Below are 18,961 nucleotides of genomic sequence, written 5' to 3'. Positions count from 1 at the left end.
ATGAAAAAGAACACTTTAAGAACACTTTTATCGGTATCTATAATGACTGTTATGGCGCTGAACATTGCAGCCTGCGGAGAAAGTAATGAAAACGGAAGTAGTGAAGAGACAGCTACATCGGAAAGTGCGGCTGCTGAGGTGAATGTTGAAGCAGAAAGCACAGCAGCTGAAGAGACTGCTGCTATAGATAATACGGCAACTGATCAAAAAACTGATCTGGACGATTCACAAGTAGATGATCAGGTTGACTCAAATTCTGAGGAAAATGCAGAGGAAGTAATTACCGCGGTGGAAGATGCCTCAAAAGAAGCATCAGAAGAGGATAAGGAAACAGAATCGGGACAAGTGAACCATTTATCAGAAAGTGAATGCTCAGAGAAAATTGATCAGCTTCTGGCAACTAATCCTGTGACTCCTGACAACATAGGTGTACTTAAAGAAATGGCAGAATGCGTGACCTTTGGCCGAGTTATTGATGATGATGGAGTTATCTTTTCAGAGATGGATAACAGGAATAAGGCATCACTTCGATTCCAGATTCTAGATAGCATTCTTTGGCTACAGAAATCTGTTCATGAGGATATAGCAACTACAGTAAATGATGAGACAGCGATTCCATTAGAGGATGCAGAGAGGATTTTCAAGGACTTTTACGGAGAAGAGAATTTTACTCCGTACGAATACGAAAGGGTAGAAGACGGATATGTTTATCCTTTGATGGCTGACGGTGAAGCCTGGCAACGGGTTGAGCATATGCAATTTTTTGAGGATGATGACTACATTCTCTTTACGGGGCCGGGATTCTATGAAAGTAACGGCGGAGATGAGGAGTTCTTGGGATACGCAGATATTCTCTTTTCTAAGAATCCTGACAGCAAATATGGAGCAACGCTTCTTTATGGAAGATACCGTGATGAGAAAATAAACATATCTTCCGTAGAAACTTCGTCTGAGCTTTCTGCGTCCGGTGGGAAGACTTATTCAGGAGATAATTTGATTGATGGGGATTATACCACTGTATGGGCTGAAGGTGTTTCGGGAACAGGTGTAGGCGAGACTATCACACTTCATTTGGACAAAAAACAGCTTGTATATGGAGTAGTGATCTGTAACGGCTATACTGCAAGCTATGAACAGTTTGAAAATAATGGAGTGCTATCAGAGGCAAGTGCTGATTTTGGAGAGGGAAATACCGTAAAAGGCGAAGTTATAAGCTGTAATTATGAGGGATACACAGCGGAAAATCTGGTAGATTTAAACCGGACAAAGCTTGAATTGGAAGAGCCCGTGATGACGGATACAATCGTTATTACGATAACCGGGGCAACTTCCGGAGCAAAATATGATGATACCTGCGTAAGCGAGGTGATGGCATACTGAAAAGCAGAACACGGGAGTCGAACCCGCCTCTTCAGCTTGGGAAGCTGACATACTACCGATGTACTAGTCCTGCAAACAACTATTTAATAATAAACAATTTGTGCTATAATTTCAAGTGGTTGAAAATAGTTTCGTTTCAGATTGGAGGAGAATATGGTAGTAGATAAGAGTAAGGCTCTCGAGAAGAGCAAGGGGTTTGCTAACGAGTTTCGTGAGTTCATCATGCGCGGCAATGTCATGGATCTGGCTGTCGGTGTTATCATCGGTGGAGCTTTCCAGAGCATTATCAATTCACTTGTAAATGACATCATAATGCCTGTTATCAGTGTTCTCACAGGTGGTATCGATTTTTCAAACTGGTTCGTTTCACTTGATGGCTCCAAGTACAGCAATCTTGCTGCAGCACAGGAAGCAGGAGCAGCTACACTTAACTATGGTGTATTCATTACAGCGGTTATCAACTTCCTGCTTATGGCACTTGTTATTTTCTGCATAGTAAAATCTCTTAACAAGGTCAGTGAAAAAGTGAAGAAGGAACAAGAGGAGGAAGCTCCTACAACAAAGATTTGTCCTCACTGCAAGAGCGAGATCAATATCGAGGCTACAAAGTGCCCTTGCTGTACATCTGATTTATAATTTCTGATAAAAAAGCGGATCGCCAATGACTAATTGACGATCCGTTTTTATATGCTCATTATGTGTTACACGCTTTATGCAAGCTCCGCAATATCAAGAAGAAGTCTTTCTGTATCATCCCATCCAAGACAGGGATCCGTAATGGATTTTCCGTAGATACCTTCACCTATCTTCTGGCAGCCTTCCTCAATATAACTTTCAATCATTACGCCCTTTACAAGCTCACTGATGTTTTTGTTCTGATTTCTGGAATGTAAAACTTCTTTTACAATACGTACCTGTTCCTGATATTTCTTGCCTGAATTGTTATGGTTGGCATCGATGATGGCAGCAGGATTTTTTATGTCTCTCTCGGAATATAGATAAGCAAGAAGACTGAGGTCCTCATAGTGGTAGTTGGGCTGGGACTGTCCGTGCTTATTCTGAGAACCGCGAAGAACGCAGTGGGAGAGCGGATTTCCGCTGGTTTTTACCTCATAGCCTCTGTATACAAAGGAATGGGGAAGCTGAGCGGCGTAAACTGAATTGAGCATTACGCTTAAGGTACCGCTGGTAGGATTCTTCATTCCTGCAGGAACTCCAAAGCCGCTGGCAACCATTCTGTGCTCCTGATCCTCTACAGAGCGTGCTCCGATGGCAACATATGAAAGAATATCCTCAACATATCCCCAGTTCTCGGGATAAAGCATCTCATCGGCAGCGGTGAGTCCTGACTCCTCTATGGCACGAATCTGCATGTGACGCATTGCTACAAGACCGGCTCTGAAATCTGTCTTACCTTCGGGATCCGGCTGAGAAGTAATTCCCTTATATCCTTCACCTGTTGTACGAGGTTTATTTGTATATACTCTGGGAACGATTATCAGCTTATCCTTAACCTTATCATTTACTTTTGCAAGTCTTGATACGTAATCGCAAACCGCATCCTCATTATCTGCAGAGCAGGGGCCTACGATGACAAGAAATTTATCACTGTTTCCTGTGAGAACATCAGCAATTTCCTTATCTCTTTTCTTTTTTAATTCAATTAAGTCCTTTGAAAGCGGGAACTCATCCCTGATTTCCTCAGGAGACGGAAGCTGCTGTATATATTGAAATGACATTTGAAAATACCTCCGATAAAATTCTCTAACGTGTTCCACTATAACACGTTAAAGTAAGAAAGTAAACGCCAATAATTTTAAATATAAAAAAAGTGTAAAGAATATCGGTAAAATCCGCAACTTTGTTTCCAAAACTTTAATAATTAATAATCGTTTATTTGATAATTTTCCACATAATTTATGATACACTTTTTATATGGAAAAATGAAATTATGTTTTATAAAAAGCAAGCTGTTATTGACACCGGTTCGGGTGACGGTATAGTCCCTGGCCACAACAATAATTTATGAGGGTATGACTATGTGGAAAAAGATGTCTATTATGGCAAAGATGCTGATTGGTATTATTCCTATCGTTGCTATAGCAATGATTCTGATGACCTATATCAGTGTCTCAACCAGCCGCAGTCTGATCCAGGAGCAGACGACTGAAAGAAATGAGGCAATAACCGAAGGTAATATCAATAAGGTCGACAGCTATTTGGATGCGATAAGAACCACGGCTGTAGGACTTGCGGAAACTGTTGGCGCAACCTACAGAAGTGCGACAATGGAAGATTTTAAAGATGCTTTCACCAATGTCCAGATGAACAATGAACTCATATCCGGATGCGGAATCTGGTTTGAGCCCTTTGCTTATCAAGGCGATCAGGAGTACATGGGACCTTATTGGTATAAGGATGGTTCTTCTGTAGTAGAGACTTGGGATTACAGTAATGCTGAGTATGATTATCACAATCAGGAATATTATATTAATGCCAAGGCTTTGTCGAAGGGAACTGCGAAGATAACAGATCCTTACTATGATCCGACATCGGGAACTGTTATGTCGACCTGTTCGGCACCTATTTACAATAACAAAGGTGAGTATATCGGCTGTGTTACTGTAGATGTTGTGCTTGATTCGATTGCTAATATTGCCGGTGCAATCACAGTAGGCAAAACCGGATCAGCTATGATGGTAACCTCTGATGGAACTTATCTCTATACCGCAGATAATCAGAAGGTTCAGGATGGCGCAAAGATAACAGATGAAGATAACGCTTCGCTTGTAGTTGCCGCATCTCAGGTACTTGCCAATGAGACAGGTATGGCAAGATTTGAGGAGAACGGAAAATATATTATTGTTAACTACGGAACGGTTCCGGAGGTTAACTGGAAGCTTATGATTCGCATGAATCAGGATGAGCTTGAAGAAGACGTAAATCAGATGACTTATATGATGGTGGGGATTTTGATAGCTGCCCTTGTTATAAGTTCACTGGTAGTAATACTCCTTGTAAGTTCTATTGCAAGAAATATCGCAAGCGTTAAAAAATTTGCAGGATCCCTTGCAAGCGGCGACTTTACCGTATCAAAGCTTCATGCTAAGAACCAGGATGAGCTTGGACTTATGAGTGATTCCTTAAATAACATGTATGAGTCCAACAGAAGCGTAATCAGCCAGATATCCGATGAATCGGAACAGATAAGCTCGGCAAGTGCTTCACTGTCATCGATGGCAAACGAGCTTACCAGCCAGTTTGAGAAGATTCAGAGCAACATGTCCGGTGTAAACGATGCGATGATGTCATCCGGAGCAGCTACAGAGGAAGTAAGTGCATCCGTAGAGGAAGTTAATACTTCGGTTCAGAGCCTTGCAGATGTGAGTGAGGAGAGCCTTGCTGCTACCAAGGATATCATGATTCGCGCACATGAGATCGAGCAGAACAGCCAGAAGGCATACGATAATGCAATAAATATCGCGCAGGAGAGAAGTCAGGAGCTTTCGGATGCATCCGAGAAGGCTAAGGTTGTTGAAGAGATCAGCAACATGGCACAGTCTATTGCAGAGATAGCCGATCAGATCAACCTCCTTTCACTGAATGCTTCAATTGAGGCTGCAAGAGCAGGAGAGCATGGTAAGGGCTTCGCGGTTGTTGCTTCCGAGATCAATAAGCTTGCAACGGATACCGCCGAGGCAGTTCAGCAGATCCAGACCACTATCGACGGCGTTCAGGATGCTTTCCAGACACTTACCGAGAGTTCACAGGCACTGCTTGATTTTGTAAATAATACTGCTGCACCTGACTATGAGAACTTCGTGCATGTAGCCCGTCAGTATGGTGATGATGCTCAGCAGTTCGGCTCACAGTCCGATCAGATAGCTCAGATGGTAGAGAATATCAGAAATGCAATGAATGAGGTTAATAATGCGATTCAGAATATCGCAGAATCAACTCAGGAAACAGCATCCCATAGCTCTGATATTACCGATTCCATCAATACTGCTGCTGATGTAGTTGAAAACGTCGGTGATATGTCCAGCAAACAGGAAGACATTGCTGTTACTCTTGACGGAATTGTAAAGAACTTCAAACTCAGGTAAGGGCATATATCTCATAATTGCAAATTGTGATACAATTAAAGCTGTTCAGGATGAAAATTTTGACATTTTCTCCTGAATAGCTTTAATAATTTGGGGGATATATGAGTCAGAGACCACTTCGTGAATCAAATATAGAGCTTCTGAGAATATTGTCAGCCTGTGGGGTAATAATGCTGCATTATAACAGTGTGAAAAACGGAGGCTTTGCAGGAGCTGCTGATGGCAGCATAAATCAGTTTATTCTTGTTTTACTCGAGACCTTCAGCATTTGTGCTGTAAATGTATTTGTTCTGATCACCGGTTATTTCATGTGTAAAGTTAATAAGCGTGATGGCCTTAAACCTCTTAGCCTTGTAATGCAGGTGATTGTTTTTGCGCTGATTACTGTTTTGGCAAAGCGGATCTTTTTACATCAAAGCTCTTCAATTGACGACTTGTTTGAATATATTTTTTCAGGCAACTGGTTTGTGTATGTGTTCGTGGCGCTCTATTTTATTTCGCCGTTCATCAATATTGCCTGGGAGAAACTTGATGTTTCCGGAAGAAAGCTTCTTATCGGAATATCATTTGTTTTGTTTTCGGTTTATCCAACAGTGATTGATATTTTAAAATACTGGTCAGGCAGACAGCTTGCCGGAAGCAGTACTATTGGAATTGATGGAGCTCAGGCAGGATATACAATTGTAAACTTTGCGCTTGTCTATCTGATTGGAGCTGGAATTCGGGATATGGATGAAAAGCATGTTCCGACGGTTGGACATCTGTTATTCTGGTATATTCTGAGTATCCTGGTGACGGTAGCCTGGAGCTATGCTGATGGAATAAGGGCAGGAAAGAACATCTATGATACGATAGCCTGGAACTATAACAATCCGCTTATTATTTCCCAGGCAGCGCTTTTATTCATGATGTTCAGAAAAATAAAGATAACGAACAATCGTATAATAAATGCCATAGCCGGAGGAACCTTTACTGTCTATATTTTAAATCTCAGACTTGTAGGCTTTTTGGATGCTAAGAGATTTGCGGGAGGTGACACCCCGCTGCTCATACTTCATATTATAGGCAGTATCATAGGCATATATGTATTTAGTTATATATGTTATGTCCTTTATTTGTTTATAAAGCGTCCGATATATAAGATGATATCTGAAAAATGGTATCGAAACAGACGTTTTACAGTATAGCAAATGAATTTAAAATAATGATAATATGGCTTCAATCAGCCATTTGGGGAGGATACTATGAGCGATTTATTTAAAGATAAAAACGGATTAACAGAAGAGGAATATTTAAAGGATTACAATCCGGACAAGTGGAAAAAACCATCTGTTACGTCTGATATTTGTATAATAACAAATGATCCTGATAATAGAAAACTGCTTCTTGTAAAGAGGGGAAACCATCCATGCATAGGCATGTGGGCACTTCCGGGAGGATTTACCCAGGCCGGGGAGAGTATAGAAGAAACGGCTTCGAGAGAACTTGAGGAAGAAACTGCTGTAAAAATGGCTCCAAGCGACCTTGAGCTTGTCGGAGTCTACAGTAAGCCCGGGAGAGACCCCAGGGATTGGACAATTTCTATTGCGTTTCTTGCAGAGGTTGATGAAAATAAGGTAAAGCCTATAGCGGGTGACGATGCTGATGCCACCGGATGGTATAAGATTGAGGATACTGCGGAAGGAGTAAAGCTTTCCTGCGGTGATAATGTTTTTTATTCAAAGGACCTTGCATTCGATCACGAAGAGATCCTTCGTGATGCTTTAAAACTTATCAGGGGTATAGGATGACGAAAAACAAAATAGCCGTCACTGTGATAAGGCTTACAGTGACGGTATTGTTTACATGTGCGATCTGTGCATGCGCAAATAGTGAGGAAAACGAAGATCCTCCGGAACTCTTTGAGAAGATACCGGAGGGTGAGCATCCTTCTGAGCTCGCAAGAGCAATAACTCAAGTGGATGAGGATACCAAGCCTGCGCTTTCTGAAAGTAAAACAGATGATATTTCTGCAAGTGATGATGCTCAGGAAGAAACCGGTGAAGCAAACGGCGAAGAAATCGATATTGAAGAATTACAACCGATTGATATCAAAGAACTTGAGGTGAGCGAAGCAATTGTTATTGATGATGCTGATGAGGACCTTATAACCGCTGCAGATGGGACAGAAACAGACTATGAATCGATATCGGACGATACGGAATTGCCGAGCTTTTATACTTCCGATAAAACTGATAACAGGGATTATATAACAGCTGTAAGGAATCAGGGTGATACTGCACTTTGTTGGAATTTTGCGGCGCTCGGGGCTGTGGAAAGCGATCTTCTAAAGAAGCATGAGGATCTTGAGACAGATTCGCTTAACCTATCGGAGAAGCACGGAGCATACTATAACATGCATAAAGCCGAAGGCTCTGCAGGCGGTGGCATCGACGAAGACTATCGCGAATTTGTCTATGAAGAGGGTGATGGGTTTTTAAGTAAGTATGACACCGGCTATTTATCCGTTGGAGGTGTTACTGACTATTGCCTTAGTATTCTGACAGCCTGGAAAGGCCCTGTTGTGGATGAAAATACGAATTCAATACATGTTCTCAGAGGTCAGAATGATTTTTATACGCAAAATGCTGATGTACCTACTGATGCGTATGGGAATGCCGTTTGCCATGTCCAGAATGTCATGGAAGTTCCGGCTACAGAAAAGAACAGGGAACTTATTAAAAGGCTGATAGTAAAGCACGGAAGCGTGACGGCCAGTATTTGCGCTGATGATGACTATTGGACAGGCAAAAAGGTTGCGCTGTACGATTATAAAAAGTACGGAAACGGAAATTATGCCGATCATGAAGTACTAATAGTAGGTTGGAATGACGACTACCCTGCTGCAAACTTCATTACAAAACCTTCAGAGAATGGCGCTTTTATCTGCAGGAACAGCTGGGGTACCAAATACGGGGCATCGGGTTACTTTTATCTGTCCTATGAGGACAGTATCTTGTGTAATAACAATGTTGCTGCGTATGATTGTGCGATGCCGGAAGATGATAACTGGTATGATACGAATTATCAGTATGCAGGTTTTTTGACACATATCAAGGATCCGATAATCGACCAGGAAAATGTAGTTTACATGTTTGATAAAAATAACGCGGAGTATGGAATTGTCTTTTCACCGGAAAGTGATGAGGAACTTTCAGCCTTCGGATACTTTACGATGAGTACTCTTTCAAATGATACTGTAAGCATCTACGAGCTTCCGGGAGAAGCAGATGGTTCAAATGCAGATTATTACAGTATTAGTGTGCTCGGAAGCCCAATCATAACAATGGATTGCAAATCGATTACCGGAGGATATCACACGTTTTCTTTAACTGAAAAGATAGAGGTAAAAAAAGACAAAAAGTATATTCTGGTTATAAAACCTGGTAAGGAGCAGTACCTCGTCTATGAAAAGGCCATGGATTACACAACTGAGCAGCATAAGGATGAGTGGCATAACAATCTGGGATCAATACATACAGTGAACACGGCAAGCGGTCACAGCTATCTGGTCGACAGAACCGGCAATTACATGCTCAGGCAAGATGAAAGAGACTTCTTTGTGAAGATCTACACAAAGAAAATAAGAAATATAGATTTGATTACAAAATAAAATCCCCATTAATGGGAGGTGGCCATGCGATGGGGAGTCGCATGGCCATGTTGTATGAAAAAAGTTTTTGGGGTTCAGAAGATGTTCTTCATCTCTGATGTGTTTATATTAAGATAAATATGTTGCCAAAATATGGACGGTTCATAAAGTAAAAATATTATGTTTATAAACTATATCTGTAATGTGTGAAGCAGAAATAAAAATTAACGGATTAGCGTAGTCAAATTCAGAAAAAGCCCAGAATTTATGGGATTTTTAGTTTGTTAAAGAAATACCGATTCTTGCAATGTTATTTCGAATGTGCTATATTTTGTGGTAGGAAATGATTTAAACACAAATTCTGCTAATTGTGATTCATAGGAGGTTTGTAGTGGGGAGAGAAGATAAGACACCTGCAGAGATTCGTACCACAGATAAATTGAAGATTCAGAGAATCCTTTCTGAAGCCGGCTATATGGTTGAGATGGGAAACGGAAGTGTTCCGACAGTCGTTTGTAAGAGACGCGAGGACATGAGCAAGGATCTTCAGGCTATCCGTAAGATACTGAAGGAACAGCGATACGAAGGAAGCTTTGGAGTTCGCGCTCCACGTAAGACGGATGAGCTTATATCAAATGAGAATATAGATAATTCAGAAGTTATGGACGAGATGGTACCTGCAGCAGGTTGAGACTGATGATAAAAATAAGGAGTTGACTTATAATTAAGGCAACTCCTTTTTTATACCTATTACTGAACCACAGCATTCGATTCATCCTGAGCAGATTCATCATGAACGGTAACCATTGAAAGAGACTGAGCTCTTTTGATCTCATCTTTCTGCTTTTTAACAGAGAGGATGTAGGTCATAAGCTGACTGTCGATACCACGCATCTTACAGCCTACTGCATCGTAGGTCCCGATTTTGAAATTTCGTACAACTGTAAGGTTCATCTCAAAAGCTTTTGTATAACCGGCTGGCTTAAAGGTAAGCCTTATTGTGTCACCGGCTTTTGCTGTGGCGGATTTTCCGAGAAGAAGTGATAAACCGCGAATAGAAATATCATAGATAATAGCGCTTGTTGTAGTCACATGATTTATAACTGCTTTGCTGAGGGCATTTATTACATATCTTTCAGCCTTTCTCTGATTATCTGCATCGGATATCGCTTCGGTTCCCTTTAGAAGATAATACGTATCATTCCAGTTTTCATACGGAATAACTGACTCAAGATGGAAATTTATAGAAATACCGGAAGGCATCTTAGCTATTGCTGTAGCCTGAGTAGCAGCGGGTATGGGTTGTCCGTGATATTTAAGCGGACCGACCAGAAGTGAGTCATCCATAACCGAGATGGCTTTCGTCTTAATGTTTACCGGCATATTATCGATTAGTGTGCTCACGGTGAGTTCTGTTCCTTGAGCTAAAGCAGTGATATTCATAGCGCCCTCATACGTTTGAATAAAATGTTTATTTGTACATGAATAATTGCAACCTTATATATTAAACAATGGGAAACCACAAATGTAAAGTGAGTTTTCGCAAAAAATTAAGCCGTGGTGAAAGTAAATGCCAAAAACTAATAAACTATATGAAAAAATAATTCCTAAATTTGTGCCCAATTCAGTAGTTCTGGCTCTTTTTTCCATTATTGCATTCTTTTCGGGTCCTGTAAAGAAACGGATAAGAGAACTGCATTTCCGGGAAAACAGCAGGCTGTTTTCGGAGCATGCAGAACGTTTTCTTAAGAATACCGGGCACATAGAGAACCAGTCGGAGTGGACAGGTGTCTTATTTGGTACTCATAAAAAATCAGATATGTCTTACTCGGGCTGTGAAATAATAGCAACCTACAATGCACTTAGGAGTCTCGGCGATAAGAGCGATACTATACCTTATCTTATAAGATATTTCGAACAAAAAGGGATTGCACTTAAGGGTGGCTTTGGAATTACTCCGTCAGCGCCGTGCAAATTTTTTAGGAGCAGGGGCTTTGAAGTAAAAAAGCTTACCACAAGAAAAAAGGAGGATATCAATTCCTTTGGCGAGAGATATCGTACTTTTATCGTGACATTTTACTGGAATGTAAATAATATCAAAGATCAGCTTCATACAGTAAATATCTCAAAAGAGGCTGACGGCTTCTATATACACAACAATTATTTCAGGGCAAAGGGAGGCGGCTACTCACGTCAGGGGGCCTATTCAAGCCTTGCGGAGGCGATAGATAATCTTGGGGCCAATGCCGTGCCATTGGCTGTTGTTTGTATTCGCCCTTCCACAGCCCATATAGATCGGAGGACTATGAAAAATACCGGCGAAAGATTTACTACTAAAACATCACTGGTCCTGTATTTTTTAGAAGGGTGTAAAGCATTATTCCTTTCAGAAGTCATCTTTTCGATAATGGTGGCTTTTCTTGATATGGTTAATCCTAAAATCATACAGTATACGGTCGATTATCTAATCGGGGATTCAAATTCCCGCATGCCGTTTTATATGCAGATGATAGTCGATTTCACAGGTGGAAAGGAGTATCTAAGGGCGCATATAGCTATGATGGCTCTTATTGTAGTTATCATAGCATTTCTATGTGCTGTTTTCAGGTATCTCAATAAGCTGCTCAACTCGATGGCTGCTGAAAAGCTTATATGCAGGATGAGAGATATTCTCTTTGAGCATATCAGCCATCTGCCCTTTTCATGGCATAGTGAGAACCATACGGGTGACATTATTCAGAGATGTACATCAGATGTGGAGACAATCAAGAACTTTCTCTCTGAGCAGCTGACCGCACTTTTCAGAATTGTGATCATGATAGGGCTCGGTTTAACATTCATGTTTCAGATAGATGTGAAGCTTTCACTGATTTCAGCCGCATTCATTCCGGTAATAGTACTGTATTCTCTTTTCTTTCATAACAGGATCGGAAGTGCCTTTGAAAATGCGGATATCGAGGAGGGAAAGCTCTCAGCTATAGCGCAGGAGAACCTGACCGGAGTCAGAGTGGTAAGAGCGTTTGGACGTGAGAAGTTCGAGCGTGAGCGCTTTGAGAAAAAGAACACAGAATATACTAATATGTGGGTTCACCTCATGAAGTTGCTGGCAGCCTTCTGGACATCAAATGATCTGATATCAGGCTTTCAGGGTATGACGGTACTTGTGATGGGTTCTGTATTCTGCGTACAGGGGCGAATTACAGTGGGTGAGCTCATAGCATTCGTTGCATACAATGCTATGATTTCTTGGCCTGTGCGACTTCTGGGGCGTGTTATATCCGAGATGAGTAAGGCCGGCGTTTCCATTGACAGGCTTCGTTATATCATGAACTCCGAGGTGGAGAAGGATGACGAGGATGCCGGAGAACCACCGCTTAACAAGGATATAGAGTTTAATCATGTGAGCTTTACTTATGAAAACGGGACAGCAGAGATTCTTAAGGACGTCAGCTTTAAGGTTGAAGCAGGGAAGACTGTGGGCGTGCTTGGAGGAACGGGTTCCGGAAAATCGACACTTATGTACCTTCTTGACAGACTCTACAACCTTCCGGAGAATGGTGGAAGCATTACTATAGGCGGAGTCGATATTCGCAAAATCAAGATGCATTACTTAAGGGAAAACATCGGTTTCGTGCTTCAGGAGCCATTCCTGTTTTCGAGAACGCTTTTTGAAAACATCGGAATTACCAGTAAGTCAGCTAAGATGGAGGATGTCAGAAAAGCTGCTAAGATGGCGTCGCTTGATGACACCATTAAAAATTTCGATGAGGGCTACGATACCTTCGTAGGAGAGCGTGGAGTAACCCTTTCAGGCGGACAGAAGCAGAGGACTGCGATAGCGCAGATGCTCATTACTAACCCGCCGATTATGATCTTTGATGATTCGCTTTCAGCTGTTGATACGGAGACGGATGCCAAGATAAGGGCAGCTCTCGATAAACACGCGGGAATGGCTACAACTATCATCATTTCCCACAGAATAACTACGCTAATGCATGCGGATCGAATAATTGTACTTAGTCACGGAAAGGTTGTAGAGGAAGGAACTCACGATGAGCTTCTTGCAGAGAATGGCCTTTACCGCAGAATTTATGACATACAGATTCAGGGAGGAGGTGAAGGTATTGCCTGAAAATGATACTAATAAAACCGTCACCAGGCTTCCATGGTTTGGAATACCAAGACTTATGCCTTTTTTGAAACCTTATCTGCCAAAGATGGCAGTAATGGTCTTTCTGGGGAGTATGGTAAGTCTGGTGGATTCGGTTGTACCGCTTTTTAACAGATATGCACTAAATAATTTCGTTGCCAGGGGAACGATTAAAGGAATAGGCATCTTTGCTTTTGTTTACGCTGTTATTCTTATACTTAAGCTGATTATGGACTTTACCAGTGCGTATATGTGCGGGGAAATAGAGATGTCTGTGGACAGGGATCTTAGAAATGCAGCATTCAACCATCTGCAGGAGCTGTCCTTTTCCTACTTCAACCAGAACAATGTCGGCTATATTCATGCCAGGGTAATGAGTGATACCGGTAAGATCGGTATGATGTGCGCCTGGAGAATGATGGACATAGTCTGGAACGGCAGTTACATACTATTCGTATTTATAGTTATGCTCACGGTTAATGTAAGACTTGCGCTGTATGTTCTTGCACTTGTTCCGATTGCAATAGTGCTTGTTATTTATTTCCAAAAGCATTTGATAGTGCTTAATAGGAAAATACGAGAGCTGAATTCAACAATAACAGGTAATTTCAATGAGGGTATTACAGGTGCCAAGGCAATAAAAACACTTGTTGTTGAAAAGAAGATTCAGGAAGACTTCATGGAGGATACCGAGAAGTACAGGAAAACCGCAGTTCATGCGACGCACTTTTCTGCAATGTTTACGGCCTCGGTAACAATGCTTTCGTCCTGTGCCCTTGCGCTTGTGCTTTGGAGAGGTGGTATGATTACGATGGAGGGCGTTATGGAAATAGGAACGCTTTCGGTTTTCCTGTCCTATGCGCTTGGAATACTTGAACCTATACAGAACATAATCGTTACGATTTCCGAACTTATTGCTGTTCAGGTTAATGTGGAGAGACTTACAAGACTACTTAACACAGAGTCTGATGTTGCGGATTCTCCTGATGTTGTAAGGAAGTACGGAGACACCTTTAATCCAAGGAAGGAAAACTGGGAAGAACTGGTGGGAGACGTAGAGTTCAAGGATGTATCCTTCCATTATCCCGATGGAACCGAGTATGTGCTGGAACATTTTAATCTGAAGGTTCCGCAGGGAAGTAACGTAGCTATTGTCGGTGAGACCGGAGCAGGCAAGTCCACACTTGTAAACCTCGTTTGCAGATTTTTTGAGCCTACCTCAGGACAGGTGCTTATAGACGGAAGGGATGCAAGAGAGAGATCGCAGCTGTGGCTTCACAGTAACATCGGCTATGTTTTGCAGACACCGCATCTTTTCTCGGGAAGTGTCAGAGAAAATCTGAAATATGGCAATCCGAATGCGACTGATGAGGAGATATGGGAAGCACTCAGGCTGGTATCTGCTGATAAAATTGTAAACAGGATGGAGAAAGGACTTGATAGTGATGTCGGAGAGGGCGGAGATATGCTATCGACTGGTGAAAAGCAGCTCCTGTCCTTTGCAAGAGCTATTCTTGCAGATCCCAGGATACTGGTACTCGATGAAGCTACTTCTTCCATTGACACCGTGACAGAGAAAGCTATACAGGATGCCATATCGGTTGTTATTAAAGGCAGAACATCCTTTATGATCGCCCATAGATTATCAACAGTAGTTGATGCAGATTTTATACTTGTTGTAAGAGACGGAAAGATAATTGAACGCGGAACACATAAGGAACTTATGAAGAATATCGGTGGTTATTATCACCAGCTCTTCTCCAGACAGTATGAGGAGATGGAAGTCAGAGTAGCACTCTAAAATCATGCCTTCCCCTTGGGAAGGATGTGAAGTTAATTAAAGCCTTCCCCTAGGGGGAAGGTGTCAGCGTAGCAGACGGATGAGGGGATAATTATAAATATGGATAAATTCACTATATTTAGCAACAATATACCTGCCACTTTTCTTATCGAAGAGGAGAGCTTTGAAGGGATTAAACTAATAGGAAAAACTGTCGCAGAGGACATACAGTGTGTGACCGGTATAATGCCTGAGATTATCCGGGGCATATTGGACATGCAGGCAGAAAACGTTTCTGAAAGTTCATGTGAAAATATCATTCTCATGGCTACCTGTGGACACAGCCCGGTTCTTGACAGTCTTGAGTCCCTTGGAAAGATAACGACAAAGGACATAGAAGGTAAACGTGAAGTCTATAAGATATCACTTGTTGATGAACCTTTCCCTGAGAATGGTCATGTAAAGCAGATGCTCGTGATTGCAGGAAGTGATAAACGCGGAACAATCTACGGAATGTTCAGACTTTCTGAGATGTGCGGAGTATCTCCGCTGATTTATTTTGGAGATGTGACACCACTTAAAAAGAACGAGATAATCCTAAAGCTTGATAAAGAAATTGTATCCAAGGAGCCTTCTGTTAGATATCGAGGATTTTTTATTAATGATGAGTGGCCTGCCTTTGGAAACTGGGCTACAGAGAAATTCGGCGATGTGAATGCAAAGTGCTATAGGAAGATATTTGAACTCCTTCTAAGGCTGAAGGGCAATTACATGTGGCCTGCCATGTGGAATTCCAATTTCTCGGAGGATGGTCCGGGGCTTCTTAGCGCTGAACTTGCAGATAAGCTTGGCGTAGTGATGGGGCTGTCTCATCATGAGCCTATGTGCAGAGCAGGTAACGAGTGGCAGCAGCAGTATAAAAAATACAGTGACGATAACACCTGGAGCTTTTTATCAAATGAAGAGGGCATTACAAAGTTTTGGGAGGACGGAATAAACAGGAATAAGGCATTCGAAAATGTGATTACCATAGGTATGCGCGGTGAGGCGGACTCAAAGCTCATGCCTGAGGATGCTACACTTTCAGATAATATCAGGGTTATAAAGAAGGCTATTAAGACTCAGGATGACCTTATCAGAAGAAATGTGAATGAGGATATTTCAATGGTGCCAAGGATGCTCGCTATCTACAAAGAGGTAGAGGACTACTATTTTGGTGATGAGTACACCGAGGGACTAAAGGACTGGGATGAGCTTAAGGATGTCATCTTTTTACTTAGTGATGATAATCACGGTCATGTTCGAGCACTTCCTACCGATGATACAAGAAATCATCCGGGCGGATTTGGAATGTATTATCATTTTGATTATCATGGCGCTCCTGTCAGCTATGAATGGGTCAATTGTACGAGACTGACTAAGACCTGGGAACAGATGAGCCTTGCTTACGAATCAGGAGTGAGGCAGATGTGGATTGTGAATGTGGGCGACCTTAAGCTCAATGAGTATCCGCTTTCATTTTTCATGGATATGGCATATGACTATGAAAAATATGGTGAAAAGTCTGTTAATAAGATAGAGGAGTATGTCTATGGTTGGATTAACAGGCAATTTCCCGGTGTTAGCGATGAGCAGAAAAAAGATATCGCTAAGGTGCTCGAGGGTTATACGAGATTCAATGCGCAGAGAACGCCGGAGACTATGAATCCGGATGTATATCATCCCGTGAACTTCATGGAGGGAGACAGAGTCTGGAGAGATGCAAGGGATATACTTGATACTGCTGACAGATTAAATAGAGAGCTTAGAGATGAAGCACTTACTGCATACAGGAGTATGATTTATTATCAGGCTGCAGCAAGCCTTAACAATGTGCTTATGAATGTTGAAGCAGGTATGAATAGAGAGCTTGCTCTTAGAGGCTGCGTCTATGCAAATCATTATGCTGAGTCTGTCAGGAAAAGGATCGAGGAGGATATCCGATATGTTAATGAGTTCCATGAGTTTAATGACTGCAAGTGGAAACATATGATGAGCTCTGATCACACTAATTTCAGAAGTTGGGATGCATATAACTGGACATACCCTACGGTATCGGTTGTTTCGCCAATTCACGGGCCTAAGGCAGCAGTGTCATTCAGGGGTGAAAAGATAGTAAACTATGGTGCTCATTGGCAGTGCCCGCCTGCACCTGTAAGCTACGGATTTACAAGACCTGAAACTACGGAAGTCTTTCTTGATATTGACAGTAGAGGTGATGTGAGCTATTTTTATGAAATTGAGAATGATATTGATTGGCTTATTTGCAAGAATGCTAAGGGAAGAGTAGAAGTTTCGCGAAGCAGAGTGGCAAATCTCATAGCAGAAGACGATAACGGCACTTCAAGTGACGGAAGGAAAACTGTATGTTTTGCAAAAAGGGGAGAGCTGATAACCGGAAAAATCGAGGCAAAAGCCAAGGTGAAGATTAGCTTTGATGATGGCACTTTTACTGATGTGGACATCATTTTTAAAGCTGACAAGGAGAACTACCCTGATGGTTATAGTAGAGAAAACCTCTATATGGAAAAATGTGGAATCATCACAGTAAATGCTGAGTGTTTTCATGAGAAAAAAGATGTGCGCGGAGCTGGCTTTAAGGTAGTGGATTATCTTGGAAAGAGCGGCAAGCCTGCAATCAAGGTATTCCCTTCGACTTCAAATTTTGATAAAAAGGAAATCCTTGATGGAAAGGCTCCTTTGGTGAAATACAATGTACTTGTCGAAGATGATGGTGTTTATACATTGGATTTCCATCTTGCCATGACTAATCCCATAGTAAAAGGGGGACTCCTTAAGTTTGGCTATGCAGTAAATGAATCTGAAATTATAATCGAAAACGCCTTGAAAGATGGCTATTTTACAGATTTTCCATGCAGGCAGTGGTGCGACGACGTCCTTTCACACGAGCATACAAAAAGTGTTAAGGTAAGCCTTCATAAGGGGATAAATACTATCGCGCTCTATGCAGGAGATGCCGGCGCAGTATTCGACAAGCTGGTACTTTGCAGAGAGGATGTTATACTTCCGAAAACATATTTATATCGACAATGAGTTCTACTCAGTTAGCCTTGTAAAAGCAAAAAGCCAAGAAATAATCATTTAAATATTATATCCGGAGGAAAAAAAGTATGAAAAATCATTTTTTAAAAGTTAGTGCTGTCGCAAAAAGATTTTTGGCACTCGCACTTATTGCGGCACTTGTTTTAACCAATCCTTTAAGCGTTGAAGCTAAAACAAAGGTAAAGACATTAAAGTCAATCAAGAATGATGTCGGTAACCTCACAGTAAGCGTTGCAAATTCATGTGCAACTGAGATTAAAGCAGGCAAGAGCTACAAATTCAAGCTCAAGCAAAAGAATCATAGAGGTTTATCATATGTAAAATTCACAGCTCCTGCTACAAAGGATTATACATTCACATTATCTAAGTTAAGTACACCCAATGGCAGCTATGCAAATGGATTCTACACTTTATACAAGCAGCAGGCTGATGGTGTTGATGGACTTACTTCTTACGAAAATATCAAGACCAACGCTCCCGGTGATGGTTATTTTGCAAGCAGATCAGGCAACAAGCGGTTCCCTAAGACGAGAAAGCAGACAGTAAGTCTTAATGCCGGTGATACAGTATATATCTTCTTCGACACTTTGGCAATTCTTGCGAAGCACGTTACATTTAATTTCAAGGTAAGTAAATAATTACTATGATATAGGTGTCAAAAGATACTTTTGACACCTATATCATTTTTATAAACAATAAAACCGCTTAACCATTATGATTAAGCGGTTTTGTTTTGAGCAGGGGAAGCAGGATTCGAACCCGCATGAACGGTTTTGGAGACCGCAATACTAGCCATTGTATGATTCCCCTAT

The 18,961-nt window shown here is 41.6% G+C and carries 13 protein-coding genes and 2 tRNA genes; 11 read left to right on the top strand and 4 right to left on the bottom strand.

Translation table 11 applies throughout. The features are described from left to right. A complete protein-coding gene (locus tag BMW61_RS09920; protein ID WP_091821449.1) occupies positions 1 to 1,380 on the top strand; it encodes an NADase-type glycan-binding domain-containing protein in 1,380 nt (459 codons plus the stop codon). Positions 1,381 to 1,382: 2 nt separating this feature from the next. Here BMW61_RS09920 and BMW61_RS09915 read toward each other — a convergent pair. After that, a tRNA-Gly gene (locus BMW61_RS09915) sits at positions 1,383 to 1,453 on the bottom strand. Between the two features lie 80 nt (positions 1,454 to 1,533). On the opposite strand from BMW61_RS09915, the gene mscL reads away from it, so the two are divergent. Beyond that, positions 1,534 to 2,016 carry a large conductance mechanosensitive channel protein MscL gene (gene mscL / locus BMW61_RS09910; RefSeq protein WP_022760572.1) on the top strand — a complete coding sequence of 161 codons (483 nt, stop codon included), beginning with the start codon at positions 1,534 to 1,536 and terminating at the stop codon, positions 2,014 to 2,016. A 74-nt stretch (positions 2,017 to 2,090) separates the two neighbouring features. On the opposite strand, the gene BMW61_RS09905 is transcribed toward mscL, so the two are convergent. Then, entirely contained in the window at positions 2,091 to 3,119 is a 1,029-nt protein-coding gene (locus tag BMW61_RS09905) for a 3-deoxy-7-phosphoheptulonate synthase (RefSeq protein WP_091821446.1), read from the bottom strand. A 300-nt stretch (positions 3,120 to 3,419) separates the two neighbouring features. On the opposite strand from BMW61_RS09905, the gene BMW61_RS09900 reads away from it, so the two are divergent. From BMW61_RS09900 to BMW61_RS09880, 5 genes are all read left to right on the top strand, one after another. Next, on the top strand, positions 3,420 to 5,486 hold the full coding sequence (locus BMW61_RS09900; RefSeq protein WP_175475157.1) for a methyl-accepting chemotaxis protein: 2,067 nt from the start codon (positions 3,420 to 3,422) through the stop codon (positions 5,484 to 5,486). A gap of 101 nt (positions 5,487 to 5,587) precedes the next feature. Beyond that, entirely contained in the window at positions 5,588 to 6,673 is a 1,086-nt protein-coding gene (locus tag BMW61_RS09895) for an acyltransferase (RefSeq protein ID WP_091821440.1), read from the top strand. 57 nt (positions 6,674 to 6,730) lie between these two features. Further along, positions 6,731 to 7,276: an NUDIX domain-containing protein gene (locus BMW61_RS09890; protein WP_022760576.1), complete on the top strand. Its 546-nt coding sequence runs from the start codon at positions 6,731 to 6,733 to the stop codon at positions 7,274 to 7,276. After that, the gene (locus BMW61_RS09885; protein WP_091821437.1) at positions 7,273 to 9,138 is read left to right on the top strand and encodes a C1 family peptidase; all 1,866 of its coding nucleotides are present in this window, start codon (positions 7,273 to 7,275) and stop codon (positions 9,136 to 9,138) included. Before BMW61_RS09890 ends, BMW61_RS09885 begins: the two co-directional genes overlap by 4 nt. A gap of 370 nt (positions 9,139 to 9,508) precedes the next feature. After that, positions 9,509 to 9,808 carry a hypothetical protein gene (locus BMW61_RS09880; RefSeq protein WP_026497721.1) on the top strand — a complete coding sequence of 100 codons (300 nt, stop codon included), beginning with the start codon at positions 9,509 to 9,511 and terminating at the stop codon, positions 9,806 to 9,808. Positions 9,809 to 9,867: 59 nt separating this feature from the next. Here BMW61_RS09880 and BMW61_RS09875 read toward each other — a convergent pair whose 3' ends face one another. Next, positions 9,868 to 10,560 (bottom strand): PilZ domain-containing protein, encoded by a 693-nt coding sequence (locus tag BMW61_RS09875; RefSeq protein ID WP_091821434.1) that lies wholly within the window; start codon positions 10,558 to 10,560, stop codon positions 9,868 to 9,870. Positions 10,561 to 10,687: 127 nt separating this feature from the next. Between BMW61_RS09875 and BMW61_RS09870 the strand changes: the two genes are divergently transcribed. The 4 genes from BMW61_RS09870 to BMW61_RS09855 all read left to right on the top strand — a co-directional run bounded on the left by BMW61_RS09870 (position 10,688) and on the right by BMW61_RS09855 (position 18,787). After that, positions 10,688 to 13,249, top strand: a complete 2,562-nt coding sequence (locus BMW61_RS09870) for an ABC transporter ATP-binding protein (protein WP_242876689.1) — start codon at positions 10,688 to 10,690, stop codon at positions 13,247 to 13,249. Beyond that, entirely contained in the window at positions 13,170 to 15,068 is a 1,899-nt protein-coding gene (locus BMW61_RS09865; RefSeq protein ID WP_242876688.1) for an ABC transporter ATP-binding protein, read from the top strand. The genes BMW61_RS09870 and BMW61_RS09865 overlap by 80 nt, the downstream gene beginning before the upstream one ends. 99 nt (positions 15,069 to 15,167) lie before the next feature. Then, positions 15,168 to 18,140 carry a glycosyl hydrolase 115 family protein gene (locus tag BMW61_RS09860; protein ID WP_091821431.1) on the top strand — a complete coding sequence of 991 codons (2,973 nt, stop codon included), beginning with the start codon at positions 15,168 to 15,170 and terminating at the stop codon, positions 18,138 to 18,140. A gap of 77 nt (positions 18,141 to 18,217) precedes the next feature. Beyond that, the gene (locus tag BMW61_RS09855; RefSeq protein ID WP_091821427.1) at positions 18,218 to 18,787 is read left to right on the top strand and encodes a hypothetical protein; all 570 of its coding nucleotides are present in this window, start codon (positions 18,218 to 18,220) and stop codon (positions 18,785 to 18,787) included. A gap of 100 nt (positions 18,788 to 18,887) precedes the next feature. Here BMW61_RS09855 and BMW61_RS09850 read toward each other — a convergent pair. Further along, positions 18,888 to 18,959, bottom strand: a tRNA-Trp gene (locus BMW61_RS09850). Positions 18,960 to 18,961 lie beyond the last annotated feature (2 nt).

The organism is Butyrivibrio sp. ob235 (genome assembly GCF_900109475.1).
Classification (GTDB): domain Bacteria; phylum Bacillota; class Clostridia; order Lachnospirales; family Lachnospiraceae; genus Butyrivibrio.
This window is presented reverse-complemented; position numbering and strand designations above follow the sequence as displayed.